Raw genomic sequence first — 15,664 nt, 5'->3', positions numbered from 1 at the left:
GGGCCGGGGCAGCCGCGCAGACCATGATCGGAGCCGAGGACGCGATGGACGCAGCCAGCCAGGCCGCTGAGCCGCAGGGGCCGCTGCCCGCTGCCGGCGAACCGGCCGCGTCCGCGACGTCCGCCGACAGCGCCGTGGAGCCGTCCGGCGAGGCCGTTGAGGTCGGCAAGGCTGACGAAGCGCTTGAGGCCGGGGACCAGGGCGAGGACCAGGGCGAGGAGCAGGAACCGCCCGCCGAGCAGCTGGACCGCCCGCTGCCCGAGGGCGTGCGCCGGCGCGTGGTGGGCCTGGCCGCCGACGCGCTCGGCGGCCTGCCGCTCACCGATCTGCCGGCCTCACTGCGCCCGTACGCCAAGTTCACCCCGGCCCGCCGGGCCAAGTACGCGGGCACCGCGCTGGCCGCCGCGCTGGAGGCCGAGCCGGTCTTCCGGCTGCGGATAGCGGACCGGCTGCGGCTGGGCCAGCCCGACCTGGTGAAGGCGCTGGAGGCGGGCCAGGTGCCGGGCGCGGCCGAGCCGCTGGACGTGGCCGCCGCCGCCTACCTGCTGCGCACCCGCGGCTGGACCCGGCTGGTCGCCGAGGCCGGCGAGCAGGCCGAGCGGGCCGGTGCCGAGGACGCCGCCGCCGAGGCGGCCCGGCTGGTGGAGAAGCTCCAGGAGGAGCTGGCCGCCACCCGCCTCGCGGCCCGGGCCGACCTGGAGCGCCAGCGCGCGGAGGCCGAGGGCACCCGCAAGGAGCTGGAGACGCTGCGCAAGAAGCTGCGCGGACTGGAGAGCGACACCCGCCGCGCCCAGGCCGAGACCCGCAAGCTGCAGGCCGAACTGACCGCCGCCGCCGCTGCCGCGACCGTCGAGCGCGGCGCCGCGGAGAGCGAGAACCGGCGGCTGAAGCATCGGGTGGCCGAGCTGGAGACCGCCCTGGAGGCCGGGCGCCGCTCGGCGCGTGAGGGCCGCAGCGTGGAGGACATGCGGCTGCGGCTGCTGCTCGACACCGTGCTGCAGTCGGCCCAGGGGCTGCAGCGTGAACTGGCGCTGCCGGTCACCCAGCTGCACCCGGCCGACCTGGTGGACGCGGTGGTCCCCGGCTCGGCCTCGCCGCACGATGTGGCCCGGCGCGGACTGGCCGAGGACGACCCGGCGCTGCTCGACCAGCTGCTGGCGATCCCGCAGGTGCACCTGGTGGTGGACGGCTACAACGTGACCAAGACCGGCTATCCCACGCTGCCGCTGGAGCAGCAGCGGCTGCGGCTGCTGGGCGGCCTGGCGATGCTCGCGCAGCGCACCCAGGCCGAGGTGACCTGCGTCTTCGACGGGCAGGACCTGGACGTGCCGGTGATCATGGCGCCGCCGCGCGGGGTCCGGGTGCGGTTCAGCCGGACCGGCCAGACCGCCGACGAGCTGATCCGCCAGCTGGTGCGGGCCGAGCCGCAGGGCCGCCCGGTGGTGGTGGTCTCGGCCGACCGCGAGGTGGCCGACGGCGTGCGCAAGGCGGGGGCGCGCCCGGTCGCCTCGGTGCTGCTGCTGAACCGCCTGGCCCGCAGCTGACCAGCGCTCAACTGGTGAAGAGCCGGTGAACACCTGGCCGTGAAGGCTGGTTGGTCGTAGTCGGGGAGTGGCGCGAGGATCTGATGTTCACTAGGGTCTGGCGTCAAACCTATTTTTCCGGCCACTCACCCGATCGGGTGAGCCCGGTAGAAGAAGGAGCAGTCCCTTGCCGTCCCACCGCCGTCCCAAGCAGTCGAGCCGCGTGCGGATCTCCGTACTCACCGCCGCTGCGGCGACCGCGGTCGCGATCTCCTCGCAGAGCGGGGCCTGGGCTGATCCGGCACCCTCGGTCGATCAGGTCAAGGCCCAGATCGACGCGCTGAACAACCAGCAGGAGGCCGCGGCCGAGCAGTACGACGGCGCCAAAGAGCGCGGCGACCAGCTGCGCCAGCAGGCCTCGCAGCTGCAGGACGAGGTGGCCCGCACCCAGGACCAGGTGACCCAGCTGCAGAGCGGCCTCGACACCGTGGCCGGGGACGAGTACCGCAACGACGGGATCGACCCCTCGGTCCAGCTGATGCTCAACTCCAACCCGCAGACCTACCTGGACCAGGCCTCCAGCATGCAGGTGGCGACCAGCACCGAGGCCGACGCGCTGAAGTCGCTGCAGGGCGAGGAGCGCAACCTCGACCAGGAGAAGAAGGAAGCCGCCGACACGCTGGCCGAATTGGACACCGCCACCGCGCAGTTGAACCAGGCCAAGTCGGACGTGCAGACCAAGCTGGCCGCCGCGCAGAAGCTGCTCAACTCGCTGAGCGCCTCGCAGCGTGCCCAGTTGGCGGCCCAGGAGGCGCCCGCCTCGCGCGGCAGCGCCCGGGCCCAGCTCAGCACGCTCAACCTGCCGCCGGCCGCCGGCTACGCGGGCCAGGCCGTACAGGAGGCGCTCAGCCGCCTCGGCGACTCCTACGTCTGGGGTGCCACCGGCCCCAGCACCTTCGACTGCTCGGGTCTGATGCAGTGGTCCTACGCACAGGCCGGCGTCTCGCTGCCGCGCACCTCCCAGGAGCAGGCCACGGTGGGTACCGCGGTGCCGGACCTGGCCGACGCCCAGCCGGGCGACCTGGTGATCTTCGGCAGCGACCGGCACCACGTGGGCATGTACATCGGCAACGGCGAGATGGTGCACGCGCCGCACACCGGTGACGTGGTCCGGATCGCTCAGGTCAGCACGATGGGCGAGTCCTACATCATCCGCCGGGTCTGACCCGGCGTCGCCCCGCCGCGCGAGCCGCGCTCCTGATCCCCCGTCACCCGCCAGGTGTGACGGGGGACACTTGTCTGCACACTACTTGATCACCTGTTGGTGATCTCCCTAGCACCCAGAGTCAAAGTTTCCGGGTTTTTCCGACAAGGATTTGAACGGATCACAGATTTGTTACTAGGGTCGGCAGCCAGACCCACGCGATGGAGATCACCCGACCGGGGTGGCAGCGCGGGTTACCGCCGAGTCTGGAAAGCAGCACGGACAGTTGACTGTCCGACGGGGAACCCCTTCTGGGGAGCTGCGGACCGGAGCCGGGGAACCACGTTCCTCCGGGGTGAATCGGCGCCAGGTCGGCCACAGGCCGGTGAGGCGTCGTAGGGCATGTCTTCCAGCCCGAACCCGTCAGCTCACCCGGTAGGCGGTCCCAGGGAAGAAGGATTCGTGGCGTCCCATCGTCGTCCCAAGCCCGTTGGCCGTGCCCGCGCGTCGATTCTGACCGCCGCTGCCGCCACCGCCGTGGCCCTCTCCTCGCAGGGCGCGGCGCACGCCGATCCGGCGCCCTCGCTCGACCAGGTCAAGTCCCAGGTCGACGACTTGAACAACCAGGCGGAGCAGGCCACCCAGCAGTACGACGGCGCCCAGGCCCAGCAGCAGACGCTGCAGAAGCAGGTCGGCGACCTGCAGGACCAGGTGGCGCGGCAGCAGGACCAGGTGACCAACCTGCAGTCGGGGCTGGCCTCGGTGGCCGCCGACGAGTACGCCAACAACGGCATATCGCCGACCGTGCAGATGATGCTCTCGGCTCACCCGGACACCTTCCTCGGCCAGGCCAGCGCGCTCAACCAGCTGAACAGCACCCAGGCGGAGACGCTGAAGGAGCTGCAGAGCGATGAGAAGGTGCTCGATCAGAGCAAGACCGAGACGCAGAGCAAGCTCGCCGCGCTGGATGCCACCACCCAGCAGCTGAAGTCCGCCAAGGACACCATCCAGGCCAAGCTTCAGCAGGCCCAGAACCTGCTCAACTCGCTCACCGAGCAGCAGCGCCAGCAGATGGCCGCCCAGCAGGCGCAGGCCGACGCGCAGGCGAAGGCCGCCGCCCAGCAGGCCCAGGCGCAGGCCGCCGCCGCGGCGCAGTCGCAGAGCGCCGCCTCGCGCGGCTCGGCCCGCACCCCCCTCGGCAGCACCGCGACGCCCCCGGCCGCGCCGACCACCGGCAACTCGGCCGCCGCCGCGGCGATCGCCGCCGCCGTGAGCAAGCTCGGCTCGCCGTACCACTACGGTTCGACGGGTCCCTCCGAGTTCGACTGCTCGGGCCTGATGCAGTGGGCCTACGCGCAGGCCGGTGTCGCGCTGCCGCGCACCTCCCAGGAGCAGGCCGCGATCGGCACCAACGAGGGCACCAACATCGCCAACGCGCAGCCGGGCGACCTGCTCATCTTCAACAACTACGGCCACGTCGGCATGTACATCGGCAACGGCGTGATGATCCACGCGCCGCGCGCCGGTGAGAACGTCAAGTACGAGTCGGCCACCGTGATGACGATCGATGCGATCGTCCGCCCCTGATGTCCTGACGTTCCTGGTGAAGCGTCACTTCGGCCCGGCCTCCCGCGTGGAGGCCGGGCCTTCGCCGTTCTGCTGTCCGATTGTGGATCAAATATTCGTATCGGTGAGGGTTTGGACTCATCCGTCCTGACTCGCTAACGTCTGCGCTCGGACCTCAGCTCCTCCGAGGGCTCTCCCCGAGCCCTCACGGCGATTGGAGTCGTCAGGCGATGGCGATTACACCCCCGTCGGGCACCGCGCGCCGGTTCGCCCGGGTGCTGGCGGTCACCGCTGCCGCGACCACCGCGCTGGCGATGACGGCCAGCGCCCAGGGCGCACCGGCCAAGCCGGACAAGAACGACGTCAAGTCGCAGGTCGACCAGCTCTACACGGAGGCCGAGCAGGCCTCGGAGAAGTCCAACGCGGCAGAGGAGGACGTCAAGCGGCTGCAGGCCGAGAGCAGCGCGCTGCAGGCGCAGGTGGCACAGGGGCAGGACACGCTCAACCGGATGCGGTCGGACCTGGCCACGGTGGCCGCGGCCGAGTACCGCTCGGGCGGGATGGACCCGAGCGTTCAACTGATGCTCTCCTCCGATCCGGCGGGCTACCTGCTCAAGGCGCGCAGTCTGGCCGAGGCGGGCCGCCAGCAGGTCGCCACGCTCCATGAGGTGCTGGAGCAGCAGCACCGGCTCGACCAGCGGCGCAGCGAGGCCGGCGCCAAGCTGGCCGAACTGGAGACCGTGCGCAGCACCCTGGCGAAGAGCAAGCAGCAGGTGCAGCAGCGGCTGAAGAGCGCCCAGGCGCTGCTCGACAGCCTCTCCGCCGCCGAGCGGGACCAGCTGCTCGCGCAGGACGCCCGGGAGGCGAACGAGCGGGCCGCGCGCGGGGCGGAGCGGGTGGATCTGGGCAACCAGCCGCCCGCCTCGGACCGGGCGGCGGTCGCGGTGGCCGCGGCGCTGAGCAAGCTCGGCTCCCCGTACGTCTACGGATCCACCGGGCCCGGCAGCTTCGACTGCTCGGGTCTGATGTACTGGAGCTGGCGGCAGGCGGGAGTGAGCCTGCCCCGCACCTCGCAGGCGCAGGCGTTCGGGGGGCAGCGGATCAGCCTGGCCGAGGCGCGACCGGGAGACTTGGTGATCTTCTTTCACGACATGCACCATGTCGGCATGTACGTCGGCGGTGGCACGGTGATCCATGCCCCGTACCCCGGGGCCCGGGTGCGCTACGAGAACGTCGCGGCGATGCCGGTGGCGGCGGTGGTGCGGGTCTGAGCGCCCGATCGCCCAGCGCGCCGGGAGAGCCCGCCGGTGGCGGCGGGCTCTCCCGGCGCACCGCGCTGCTGCTGGCGGCCGGCGGGCTGGCCCAGCTCTCGCTGCCCCGCGCGGTGCCCGCCCGGGCCGCCGTGCCCACCGGCGCGGCCCCGCTCGGTACGCCGGGTGCCGGGCAGCCGACGGCGCTGCTGGCCGCGCACGCCCAGGCGCTGCGCACCGGTGAGCTGGCCGCGCTGCGGCTGGCCCAGCTGGACTACCGCCCGACCTCGTGGGACGCCCGCACGGTGAGCGCCGAGCTCTCCTACCGGCTGGACGGCTTCGACGACTACCCGGTGGTGCTGCGCCGCCGGCTCACCCTGGCCGGCGGCGCGGTGAGCGGTGAGAGCGCCGCCCCGGGCAGCCCGGCCGCGCCCTGGGACCTGGGCGACCCCACGCCGGTGCGCGGGGCGCACTGCGTGGTGCTCGGGCCGGCCACGCCCGGTCTGCTGACCGAGCTGGCCGGGCTGGGGGACCAGGCGGTGCCCGCCGTCAGCGCGGTCTGGGGCGGCGGGTGGCCGGGTCGGCTGGTGCTCCAGCTGCCCACCACCGCGGCGCAGTTCACCCAGCTGCTGGGGGCCGATCCGAGCAGCTACTCGGACATCGCCGCGGTCACCGTCGCGGCCCCCGCCGCGCCGGTGCGCACCCCCGCCGACCGGGTGCTGGTCAACCCCGACGCGTACCGCCGGCTCAGCGCGTTCGGCAAGCACGTGGTGATCACCCACGAGTCCACCCATGTCGCCACCCGGGCCGACACCCACCCGTGGACCCCGCTCTGGCTCTCCGAGGGCGTGGCCGACTACACGGGCTACCTGAACACCGGGCACACCGCCCGGCAGATCGCCCCGGAGCTGACCCAGGACGTGGCCGCCGGCAAACTGCCCACCGCGCTGCCCACCGATGCCGACTTCAAGGCCGGCTCCACCGCGATCGCCCAGGCCTACGAACTCTCCTGGCTGGCCTGCTCGCTGATCGCCGCCGAGCACGGGCAGCAGGCCCTGGTCGACGTCTACCGGGCGGTCGGCGCGGCCGGCCCCGGCGCCGGCCGGGACCAGCAGTTGGACCTGATCCTCGGCCGGCGGCTGGGGTACGGGCTGGCGGAGTTCACCAGGCGCTGGATCGCCGACGTGGTCCGCCAGGTCGGGCCGGGCAGCTCCTGAGCGCCCGGCCGAACCAGCCGAACCCGAACCCGGCCTGGCACGCGCCTGGCGATCCGTCAGCCGTGCTGGATGTCGTCCAGCAGGCTCTGCTCGTAGGCGATCCCCGGGCGCACCGGGTACTTCGGCTCCGGCTCGGTCGGCGCCTCGCTCTCCTCGGCGACGGCCGGGGCCGGGCCCTGGGTGGAGCGCCAGAGCCGCTGGCAGGACACGATGGTGGCGGCCAGCATGGTCAGGTTGCGGGCGGTCAGGATGGTGACGCCCCAGCCGGTGCTGTTGACCACCTGGCCGAAGTTCATCGGGAACTCCAGCGTGGTCAGCACCGTCGCGACCAGGACCATGACCGCCACCGGACGCTGGCTGGTGCCGCGCACGGTCAGGCAGACGGCCGCCAGGCCGACCAGCCAGACCAGGTACTGCGGGCTGATCACCCGGCTGGTCACGGTGAAGATCAGCAGCGCCGCCAGGGCCGCGTCATAGGTGGTGGAGGGCTGCCAGCGGCGGGCCCGCAGCCGCCAGTAGAGCAGCCAGCCGAAGCCGGCCACGGTGGCGCCCATCGCGACCTTGGAGATCACCGGCACCCACGGGCCGAGGAACTCCACCGAGCCGTAGTTCATCGTCACCGCGCCGTGCCAGAAGCCGAACAGCTTGGCGAAGTGCAGCGGCAGCGCGCCCAGCGACTCCACCTCGATGCCGCGATCGGCCTGGAAGGTGAGGAACTGGAAGGCCCCGTTCATCCCCGCCGCCAGCAGGAAGGCGAGGCTGGCCACCGAGCCCACCGCCGCCGTCCAGGACCGCCGGGTCCGCCGGCCGCGCGGGGTGCCGGCCAGGCCGAGCAGCGGCCAGAGCTTCATCAGGCCGCCGATGCCCAGCAGGAAGCCGCCCAGCACCGGTCGGCGCAGGATCACCAGCAGCCCGGTCATGGCGATCGCGGTGACCAGGATGTCGTAGCGGCAGTAGACGGTCGGACCGAGCAGCGGCACCCCGAGCACCCAGACCCAGGCCCCGGCGAAGCTGCGCCCGCGCCGCAGCCCGGTGCGCAGCAGCATGGTGATCGCGAGCGTGTCGAAGACGCCGCAGAGCACGAAGAAGGAGGTCAGGTAGGACCACGGCAGCAGCCCGGGGGCCAGGATCACCAGCGCGGCGCCGGGCGGGTACTGCCAGGTGACGTCGTCCATCGGGAAGGTGCCGGTCTGCAGCACCTTGAACCAGCTGTGGTAGATCACCGAGACATCGGTGGTCACGTCCAGCGGCGCTATCTTGAGTACGCCGGTGACCATCAGGACCAGCAGGACCCGGGTCAGCAGCCAGCCGCCGCCGACCCGCCAGGCCGCGCCGCGCGGGGGCGCGGGGGGTGTCACCGCGGTGGCACCCGGGTTCGGGGGCGCGGCCAGGGCCAGGCCCCCACCGCCGCTGCTGCCGTGCTGGTCGGCCGGGCCGTCGTTGGCCAACTCCACTGTGCTCCCTCGTTAGCTGCGCGCACCCGTCTGAACCCGTGTCGACTAGGACAGAGCCACGGGGGAAACGGTTCCGGACCCTTCATCCGTTCCCGCCGAATCGGCATGGTGACCTATGGTACGGATCAGCGAGCGGTGAACCGAGCACCCCCCGACCGAGCGAGCCGTGGACAGTATGCCGAAGACCCTTGTGGTGACCAACGACTTTCCCCCGCGCCCAGGCGGAATCCAGGCCTTCGTCCACAACATGGCGATTCGCCAGCCGTTGGGCGAGATTGTGGTGTATGCCTCATCCTGGCGCGACGGCAGCGAGGTCGCCCGGTTCGACGCCGAGCAGCCGTTCCCGGTGATCCGGGACCGGAGCACGATGCTGCTGCCCACGCCCCGGGTCACCCGGCGGGCCGCCGAGCTGCTGCGGGCCGAGGGGTGCGACACCGTCTGGTTCGGCGCCGCCGCGCCGCTGGGCCTGATGGCGCCCGCGCTGCGCCGGGCCGGTGCGCGTCGGCTGCTCGGCATGACGCACGGGCACGAGGCCGCCTGGGCCCAGCTGCCGGTCGCCCGCCAGTTGCTGCGGCGGATCGGCGAGGGCACCGACACCCTCACCTACCTCGGCGAGTACACCCGCTCGCGGATCGCCCGGGCGGTGGGCCCGGGCCCGGCCGCGCGGATGGCGCAGCTGCCGCCCGGGGTGGACGAGCGGACCTTCCACCCGGACTCGGGCGGCGCCGAGGTGCGGGCCAGGCTCGGCCTGACCGACCGGCCGGTGGTGGTCTGCGTCTCCCGGCTGGTGCCGCGCAAGGGGCAGGACACCCTGATCGCCGCGCTGCCGCAGATCCTGGCCGCCGAGCCGGACACGGTGCTGCTGATCGTCGGCGGCGGGCCCTACCTGGCGGACCTGCGCAAGCTCGCCGACGCCAAGGGGGTGGCCGGCTCGGTGCGGTTCACCGGCGAGGTGCCGTGGGCCGAGCTGCCGGCCCACTACGGCGCCGGGGACGTCTTCGCGATGCCCTGCCGGACCAGGCGCGGCGGGCTGGACGTGGAGGGGCTCGGCATCGTCTACCTGGAGGCCTCGGCCACCGGGCTGCCGGTGGTGGCGGGTGACTCCGGGGGCGCGCCGGACGCGGTGCTGGAGGGCGAGACCGGCTACGTGGTGTCCGGTGGCTCGCCCGGCGCGGCCGCCGAGCGGATCGTGCGGCTGCTCGGCGACGCGGCGCTGCGCCGCAAGCTCGGCGAGGCCGGGCGGCGCTGGGTGGAGGACGCCTGGCGCTGGGACCTGCTGGCCCAGCGCCTCACCGACCTGCTCGCCGGCGAGTGACGAAGGCGCCCGCTACTTCTGGTAGAGCGCCTCGATCTCGGCGGCGAAGTCCTTCAGCACCACGTTGCGCTTCAGCTTGAGCGAGGGCGTCAGGTAGCCGTTGGCCTCGGAGAAGTCGATGTCCAGGATCCGGAACTTCTTCACCGCCTCGGCGTGCGAGACCGCCTTGTTGCCCTCGTCCACCGCCTCCTGAACGGCGGCCAGCAGCTGCGGGTCGTCCTTCAGCTCGGCCAGGGTGGCGGGCTGACGGTGGTTCAGCTCCAGCCACTTGGGCAGGAACTCCTCGTCGATGGTGACCAGGCAGCCGATGAACGGCCTGCGGTCGCCGACCACCATCACCTCGCCGATCAGCGCGTGGGCCCGGATCCGGTCCTCGATCACCGCGGGGGCGACGTTCTTGCCGCCGGCCGTGACGATGATCTCCTTCTTGCGGCCGGTGATGGTCAGGTAGCCGTCCTCGTCCAGGCTGCCCAGGTCGCCGGTGGCGAACCAGCCGTCGTCCAGCGCCTCGGCGGTGGCACTCGGGTTGTTCCAGTAGCCGGTGAAGACCTGCGGGCCCTTCAGCAGCACCTCGCCGTCCTCGCCGATCCGGGCCGCGGAGCCGGGCAGCGGCTGGCCGACGGTGCCGATCTTCTGCCGGTCGTGCGGGTTGAAGGCGGTGGCCCCGCTGGTCTCGGTGAGGCCGTAGCCCTCCAGGACGGTGAAGCCGATGCCCCGGTAGAAGTGGCCCAGCCGCTCGCCCAGCGGTGCGCCGCCGGAGATCGCGTGGGTGGCCCGGCCGCCGAGCGCGGCCCGCAGCTTGCTGTAGACCAGCTTGTCGAAGACCGTGTGCTTGAGCTTCAGCAGCAGCCCGGGGCCGCCCTGCTCCAGCGCGCGGCTGTAGGCGATCGCGGTCGCGGCGGCCTGGTCGAAGATCTTGCCCTTGCCGTCGGCCTGGGCCTTGGCCCGGGCGGTGTTGTAGACCTTCTCGAAGACCCGCGGCACGCCCAGGATCAGGGTCGGGCGGAAGGCGGCCAGCTCGGCGGTGACGTCCCGGACGTCCGAGACGTGGCCCAGCTTGATCGGCGCCAGCGCGGCGGCGATCTCGACGATCCGGCCCAGTACGTGGGCCAGCGGCAGGAAGAGCAGCACCGAGCTGTCGCCGGTGCGGAACAGCTCCGGCATCCGGTGGACCACGTTGCCGCACTCGGCCAGGAAGTTGCCGTGGGTGAGCTGACAGCCCTTCGGGCGCCCGGTGGTGCCCGAGGTGTAGACGATGGTGGCGATCGAGTCGGCGGTCGGGATGGAACGGCGCTCGGTCACCGTCGCGTCCGGCACGGCGCTGCCGGCGGCGGCCAGCTCGGCCAGCGCGCCGTGCTCGATCTGCCAGGTGTGCTTCAGCTCGGGCAACTGGTCGCGGACCGACTCGACCACGGCGGCGTGGCTGTCGGTCTCGGTGACCACCGCGACCGCCCCGGAGTCGCTGAGGATCCACTGCACCTGCTCGGCGGAGGAGGTCTCGTACACCGGCACGGTGATCGCGCCCGCGCACCAGATCGCGAAGTCCAGCAGCGTCCACTCGTAGCGGGTGCGCGACATCACGGCGACCCGGTCGCCCGGCTGGACGCCGACCGCGATCAGGCCCTTGGCGGCGCGGTGCACCTCGGTGAGGAACGCGGCGGCGGTGACCTCCTGCCAGCGGCCCTCCAGCTTCCGGCTGACCACGGCGACCCGGGGGTGCTCGATGGCGTTCTGGTGGACCAGGTCCGAGAGGTTGCCACCACTCGGCACCTGGTAACGGGCCGGAAGGCTGAAGTCGAGCACTGCTGCTCCTCGTCTGCGACGCTGCGGGACGGCAGGACGTTACTGCCCGGTAGCGAGATTCGGGTAGGGGGGTCAGCCGCTCTGTTCGAAGTGTCACACCCCTGGGTGAGCCACTGATCGTTTCGAGACGCACCTTACGACAGCGGCCGAGTGACCCGCGGGTAGCCCGCTGGGCAGCGCCCCATGGGGCCGAGGCCACCGGCAGCCGCGATAGCCTTCGAGGGCACTTGACGACGTCGAGAGCACCGGAACGACTTCGAGCGCAGCTGTCGAGCGCACCTGACGAGTGGCACGGGACAACGCGGAGGCCCACCCATGGCGGAACACACCAGGTCGAGCATCGTCATCGAGGCGACGGCGGCCGAGGTGATGGCGGTGATCGCCGACTTCGAGGCGTACCCGCTGTGGACGGGTGAGGTCAAGGAGATCGAGGTGCTCGGCCGCGGCGAGGACGGCCGCGCCACCCAGGTCCGGCTGCTGCTGGACGCCGGGGCGATCCGGGACGAGCACGTGCTCGCCTACACCTGGGACGCCGACCGCGAGGTCTCCTGGACCCTGGTGAAGAGCCAGATGCTGCGCTCGCTGGACGGCTCCTACGCGCTGGCCCCGGCGGTCGGCGGGACCGAGGTCAGCTACCAGCTCGCGGTGGACGTCAAGATCCCGATGCTCGGCATGATCAAGCGCAAGGCCGAGAAGGTGATCATCGACCGGGCGCTGGCCGGTCTGAAGAAGCGGGTGGAGAGCAAGCCCAGCAGCGCGGCGAGCTAGGGCCTCGTCGTGACCCGGACGGTGCTGGTCACCGGCGACGCCAACGCGGTGCCCGAGGTGGCCGCCGCCACCGCGCTGCACGCCGCCGGACGCGGCCTGCGCACCCTGCTGCTGGCGGCCGACGACCCGCACCGGCTGGTCGACGAGGCGCTGGCGGTGCGGCTCGGGCCCGCCGCGCAGCCCGTGGCGCAGCGGCTGACCGCCGCCCGGATCGATGAGCAGCAGGCGTTCCGCAGCGCGCTGGCCGGCCTGGACGGCAAGCTGCGCACCGGCTTCGACCTGCTCGGCGTCGAACCGCTGGAGCCGGACGAGCTGACCGCGCTGCCCGGCACCCGTCAACTCGCCCTGCTGCGCGCGCTGCAGGTCCCGGCCGAGCAGTACGACCTGGTGGTGGCCGCCGCCCCGCCGCCCGCCGAGCTGACCGCCGCGCTGGCGCTGCCCGAGCAGTTGGACCGCTACCTGGCCCGGCTGCTGCCCGAGCAGCGCCAGGCGGCGCGGGCGCTGCGCCCGCTGCTGGCCGCCGTGGCCGGAGTGCCGATGCCCGCCGACTGGCTCTACGCCGCCCGCTCCTGGGTGGCCGGCGAGTTGGCCGCCACCCGCGCGGTGATCGAGTCGGCCCGTACCTCGGTGCGCCTGGTCGTGGACGCCGGCTCCTGCTCGGTGCCCGGCGTGCGCCGGGCCGCCGCCGGACTCGCGCTCTTCGGCCACCGGCTGGACGCCGTGGTCGCGCACCGCGCGCTGCCCGCGGCGGCGCTGGACTCGGCCGACGGCTGGCTGGCCGGGCAGGCCGCCGCCGAGCGCGAGCGGCTGGCCGCGATCGACCTCGCGGTGCCGCTGCTGACGGCGGATCGCACGGCGGCGGACCTGCCGGCGCTGGCCGCGCAGCTGTACGGCGACCGCGACGGCGACGGCCCGCAGCCACCCGCGCGTTGGCCGTGGACCGCCGAGGACCGGCTGGCCGAGGACGGCGTGCTGCTCTGGCGGCTGGCCGCGCCCGGTGCCGAACGGGCCGACCTGGAGCTGATGCGGCGGGGCGACGAACTGGTGGTGGGCCTGGGTCCGTACCGCCGGATCCTGCCGCTGCCCGGCGCGCTGCGGCGCTGCACGGTGGCCGGAGCGGCCTTGCGTGACGGGGAGTTGACGTTGCGCTTCGCTCCTGACCCGGACCTCTGGCCCAGCGCGCGCTGACCGCCCCGGTGCGACGGGGTGACCCGGTAGCGTCTGCGGGGTACGGGCGGGTGCGCCGCACAGGCGCCGACCGCCGCGGTGGCACCAGGAGGCGCGCGTCATGAACAGTTCAGATCCTGTCGACAACCCTTTGGTCGATGAGGCGCGCAAACTGGCCTCGGCGGTGGGCGAGCGGGCCGAGCGGGCGTTCGCCCGGGTGAAGGCGGAGAACCCCGAGGTCTTCGCTCACCTGGCCGCCGCCGGCGGTGAGCTGCTGGCCGCCTACCGGGCCGCCGTGGCCGGTCATGAGCGCCGCTGGTCGGCCCCCGACCCGGCGGATTCCGAACGGATCGACCTGGACGACTGAGGCCGTCCGGCCTCGTCACCCAGTGGTGTGCTGGTACTACCGTCTGCCCCGAATCGTACGACTTTTGAAGCCTTCCGGCGAGGCTTCCGGCGCCTTGTCTTCGGATAATGTATGGCCAGGTGTGTACGGGAGCACGGCCGGGCGGGTACCGTTCCGCCCATCGGGCACGAGCGAATGACTGAGGGACACATGGCTCTGACCATCGGCGTCGACGTCGGCGGCACCAAGATCGCGGCCGGCGTGGTCGACGAGAACGGCGAGATCCTGGCCCGGACCCGGGTTCCCACCCCGGCCGACCCGCAGTGGGCGGTCGATGCCATCGCCCAGGCCGTGCGCGAACTCAAGGAGCAGTTCGCCGAGGTCGAGGCGGTGGGCGTGGGTGCGCCCGGCTTCGTGGACCGCGACCGCTCCACGGTGATCTTCGCGCCCAACATCGCCTGGGAGAACGAGCCGCTGCGCGGCCGGATCGAGGAACTGACCGGCCTCGACACGGTGGTGGAGAACGACGCCAACTGCGCGGCCTGGGCCGAGTTCCGGTTCGGGGCGGCGGCCGAGCACACCGACATGGTGCTGATCACCGTCGGCACCGGGATCGGCGGCGGCATCGTGCTCGACGGGCGGCTGCACCGCGGCCGGTTCGGCGTGGCCGGCGAGATCGGCCACCTCAACATGGTCCCGGACGGCCTGCTCTGCGGCTGCGGCGGCAAGGGCTGCTGGGAGCAGTACGGTTCCGGGCGGGCGCTGCGCCGCTACGGCCGGGAGAAGGCGGCGGCCGACCCCGAGCGCGGCGGGCGGATGCTGGCGCTCAACGAGGGGGTGGCCGAGACGCTGCGAGGCATCCACATCACCCAGGCCGCCGAGGAGGGCGACCCGCTGGCGCTGGAGTGCTACGCGGAGCTGGCCGACTGGCTGGGCCGGGGGATGGCCGACCTGGCCGCGCTCTTCGACCCGGGCGTCTTCGTGCTCGGCGGCGGCGTCTCGGACTCCGGGCGGCTGCTGCTCGACCCGGTGGCCAAGGACTACGAGAAGTACCTGACCGGCGGGGCGCACCGGCCGCGCGCCGAGGTGGTGCTGGCCTCGATGGGGTCCTCGGCGGGCATCGTGGGCGCGGGCGACCTGGCGCGCACCCGCTGATCCCCGGATCCGGGCAGGGCTTCTGACGTCACGCCAGTTCCTGACGCCGCGTCGGACATCGAGGCGGTACCTCGCGATACCACCGGCTCCGCCTCGGCGGAGCCGGTAGCGTGTCCGGGGTGAGTCTCGACCTGCCGCCCTCCGGTCCCCAGCCCGACGGTGCCGAACTGGTCCGCGTGCTGAGCTACAACATCCGCTCGCAGCGCGACGACCGCCGGGCGCTGGCCCGGGTGATCCGGGCCTGCGAGCCGGACCTGGTCTGCGTGCAGGAGTCGCCGCGCTACTGGCGGCCGGAGGGCCAGGCCGCCTGGCTGGCCCGGAACACCGGCACCGTGATCCTCTCCGGTGGCGGGCGCACGGCGGCCGGCCCGCTGCTGCTCGGGCGGCTCGGGGTGACGGTGCTCAGCCGGCACGACCTGCTGCTCCCCAAGCACCGCGGCTGGCACGCGCGCGGCTTCGCCAGCTCGGTGGTGCGGCTCGGCCGTGCCCGGCCGTTCGCGCTGACCAGCTGTCACCTGAGCTTCATCGGGCCCGAGCGGGCGCAGCAGTTCGAGCTGCTGCACGCGCAGGCGGCGATCCGCGAACTCTCGGTGATCGCCGGGGACTTCAACGAGCATCCGGAGGACCCGGGCTGGACCGCGCTGGCCGAGCGCTACCAGGACGGCTGGGCCGTCAAGCCGTGGGGCGGCGAGTACACCTCGCGTCCGGGGGACCCGCTGCAGCGGCTGGACGCGGTCTTCGCCTCGCCCGGCATCGAGGTGCTCGCCTGCGGGGTGCCGCCGCTGCCGGTGGCCGAGCTGCTGGCGGCCACCGACCACCTGCCGGTGGTGGCGGTGCTGCGGGTGCCGGCCGGAGCCACTGCCTGACGGTCCGTCAGTTCTGCTGGTGCGGCCGGT

Annotated in this window: 13 protein-coding genes and 1 riboswitch; of the genes, 11 read left to right on the top strand and 2 right to left on the bottom strand. The window is 73.0% G+C overall.

Annotated features, from left to right (window positions below):
- Positions 1-44 precede the first annotated feature (44 nt).
- The 5 genes from OG403_RS10635 (at position 45) to OG403_RS10615 (ending at position 6,760) form a co-directional block, all read left to right on the top strand.
- On the top strand, positions 45-1,544 hold the full coding sequence (locus OG403_RS10635) for an NYN domain-containing protein (RefSeq protein WP_329563498.1): 1,500 nt from the start codon (positions 45-47) through the stop codon (positions 1,542-1,544).
- Between the two features lie 166 nt (positions 1,545-1,710).
- Entirely contained in the window at positions 1,711-2,748 is a 1,038-nt protein-coding gene (locus OG403_RS10630) for a C40 family peptidase (protein ID WP_329563496.1), read from the top strand.
- A gap of 286 nt (positions 2,749-3,034) precedes the next feature.
- Positions 3,035-3,185: riboswitch (cyclic di-AMP (ydaO/yuaA leader) on the top strand.
- A 4-nt stretch (positions 3,186-3,189) separates the two neighbouring features.
- Entirely contained in the window at positions 3,190-4,314 is a 1,125-nt protein-coding gene (locus tag OG403_RS10625; protein ID WP_329563494.1) for an NlpC/P60 family protein, read from the top strand.
- A gap of 209 nt (positions 4,315-4,523) precedes the next feature.
- Positions 4,524-5,564 carry a C40 family peptidase gene (locus OG403_RS10620; protein ID WP_329563493.1) on the top strand — a complete coding sequence of 347 codons (1,041 nt, stop codon included), beginning with the start codon at positions 4,524-4,526 and terminating at the stop codon, positions 5,562-5,564.
- Between the two features lie 113 nt (positions 5,565-5,677).
- The gene (locus OG403_RS10615) at positions 5,678-6,760 is read left to right on the top strand and encodes a hypothetical protein (RefSeq protein ID WP_329563491.1); all 1,083 of its coding nucleotides are present in this window, start codon (positions 5,678-5,680) and stop codon (positions 6,758-6,760) included.
- A 56-nt stretch (positions 6,761-6,816) separates the two neighbouring features.
- Here the strand turns inward: OG403_RS10615 and OG403_RS10610 are convergent, their stop codons facing one another.
- Positions 6,817-8,214, bottom strand: coding sequence for a glycosyltransferase family 87 protein (locus tag OG403_RS10610; protein WP_329563489.1), 1,398 nt, complete (start codon positions 8,212-8,214; stop codon positions 6,817-6,819).
- 175 nt (positions 8,215-8,389) lie between these two features.
- Between OG403_RS10610 and OG403_RS10605 the strand changes: the two genes are divergently transcribed.
- Positions 8,390-9,529 carry a glycosyltransferase family 4 protein gene (locus tag OG403_RS10605; protein ID WP_329563488.1) on the top strand — a complete coding sequence of 380 codons (1,140 nt, stop codon included), beginning with the start codon at positions 8,390-8,392 and terminating at the stop codon, positions 9,527-9,529.
- Between the two features lie 12 nt (positions 9,530-9,541).
- On the opposite strand, the gene OG403_RS10600 is transcribed toward OG403_RS10605, so the two are convergent.
- Positions 9,542-11,332: an AMP-dependent synthetase/ligase gene (locus tag OG403_RS10600; protein WP_329563486.1), complete on the bottom strand. Its 1,791-nt coding sequence runs from the start codon at positions 11,330-11,332 to the stop codon at positions 9,542-9,544.
- A gap of 315 nt (positions 11,333-11,647) precedes the next feature.
- On the opposite strand from OG403_RS10600, the gene OG403_RS10595 reads away from it, so the two are divergent.
- From OG403_RS10595 to OG403_RS10575, 5 genes are all read left to right on the top strand, one after another.
- On the top strand, positions 11,648-12,100 hold the full coding sequence (locus tag OG403_RS10595) for an SRPBCC family protein (protein ID WP_329563485.1): 453 nt from the start codon (positions 11,648-11,650) through the stop codon (positions 12,098-12,100).
- 9 nt (positions 12,101-12,109) lie between these two features.
- Complete coding sequence (locus tag OG403_RS10590) at positions 12,110-13,288, top strand: ArsA family ATPase (protein ID WP_329563482.1); 1,179 nt, start codon at positions 12,110-12,112, stop codon at positions 13,286-13,288.
- Positions 13,289-13,388: 100 nt separating this feature from the next.
- Entirely contained in the window at positions 13,389-13,634 is a 246-nt protein-coding gene (locus tag OG403_RS10585; protein ID WP_329563480.1) for a DUF5304 family protein, read from the top strand.
- A gap of 189 nt (positions 13,635-13,823) precedes the next feature.
- Positions 13,824-14,768, top strand: a complete 945-nt coding sequence (locus OG403_RS10580; RefSeq protein ID WP_329563478.1) for an ROK family glucokinase — start codon at positions 13,824-13,826, stop codon at positions 14,766-14,768.
- Positions 14,769-14,878: 110 nt separating this feature from the next.
- Positions 14,879-15,634 (top strand): endonuclease/exonuclease/phosphatase family protein, encoded by a 756-nt coding sequence (locus tag OG403_RS10575; RefSeq protein WP_442910897.1) that lies wholly within the window; start codon positions 14,879-14,881, stop codon positions 15,632-15,634.
- Positions 15,635-15,664: the final 30 nt, after the last annotated feature.

The sequence above is a fragment of the Kitasatospora sp. NBC_01266 genome (assembly GCF_036242395.1).
Classification (GTDB): Bacteria; Actinomycetota; Actinomycetes; order Streptomycetales; family Streptomycetaceae; genus Kitasatospora.
Note: the sequence above shows the minus strand (reverse complement) of the source record. Positions and strands in the feature narration are given on the sequence as shown.

What these genes read in the sequence shown, in the direction of transcription:
- OG403_RS10585 (WP_329563480.1), top strand. Translation starts at nt 13,389, where the DNA reads ATGAACAGTTCAGATCCTGTCGACAACCCTTTGGTCGATGAGGCGCGC.
- OG403_RS10580 (WP_329563478.1), top strand. Translation starts at nt 13,824, where the DNA reads ATGGCTCTGACCATCGGCGTCGACGTCGGCGGCACCAAGATCGCGGCC.
- OG403_RS10635 (WP_329563498.1), top strand. Translation starts at nt 45, where the DNA reads ATGGACGCAGCCAGCCAGGCCGCTGAGCCGCAGGGGCCGCTGCCCGCT.
- OG403_RS10595 (WP_329563485.1), top strand. Translation starts at nt 11,648, where the DNA reads ATGGCGGAACACACCAGGTCGAGCATCGTCATCGAGGCGACGGCGGCC.
- OG403_RS10605 (WP_329563488.1), top strand. Translation starts at nt 8,390, where the DNA reads ATGCCGAAGACCCTTGTGGTGACCAACGACTTTCCCCCGCGCCCAGGC.
- OG403_RS10620 (WP_329563493.1), top strand. Translation starts at nt 4,524, where the DNA reads ATGGCGATTACACCCCCGTCGGGCACCGCGCGCCGGTTCGCCCGGGTG.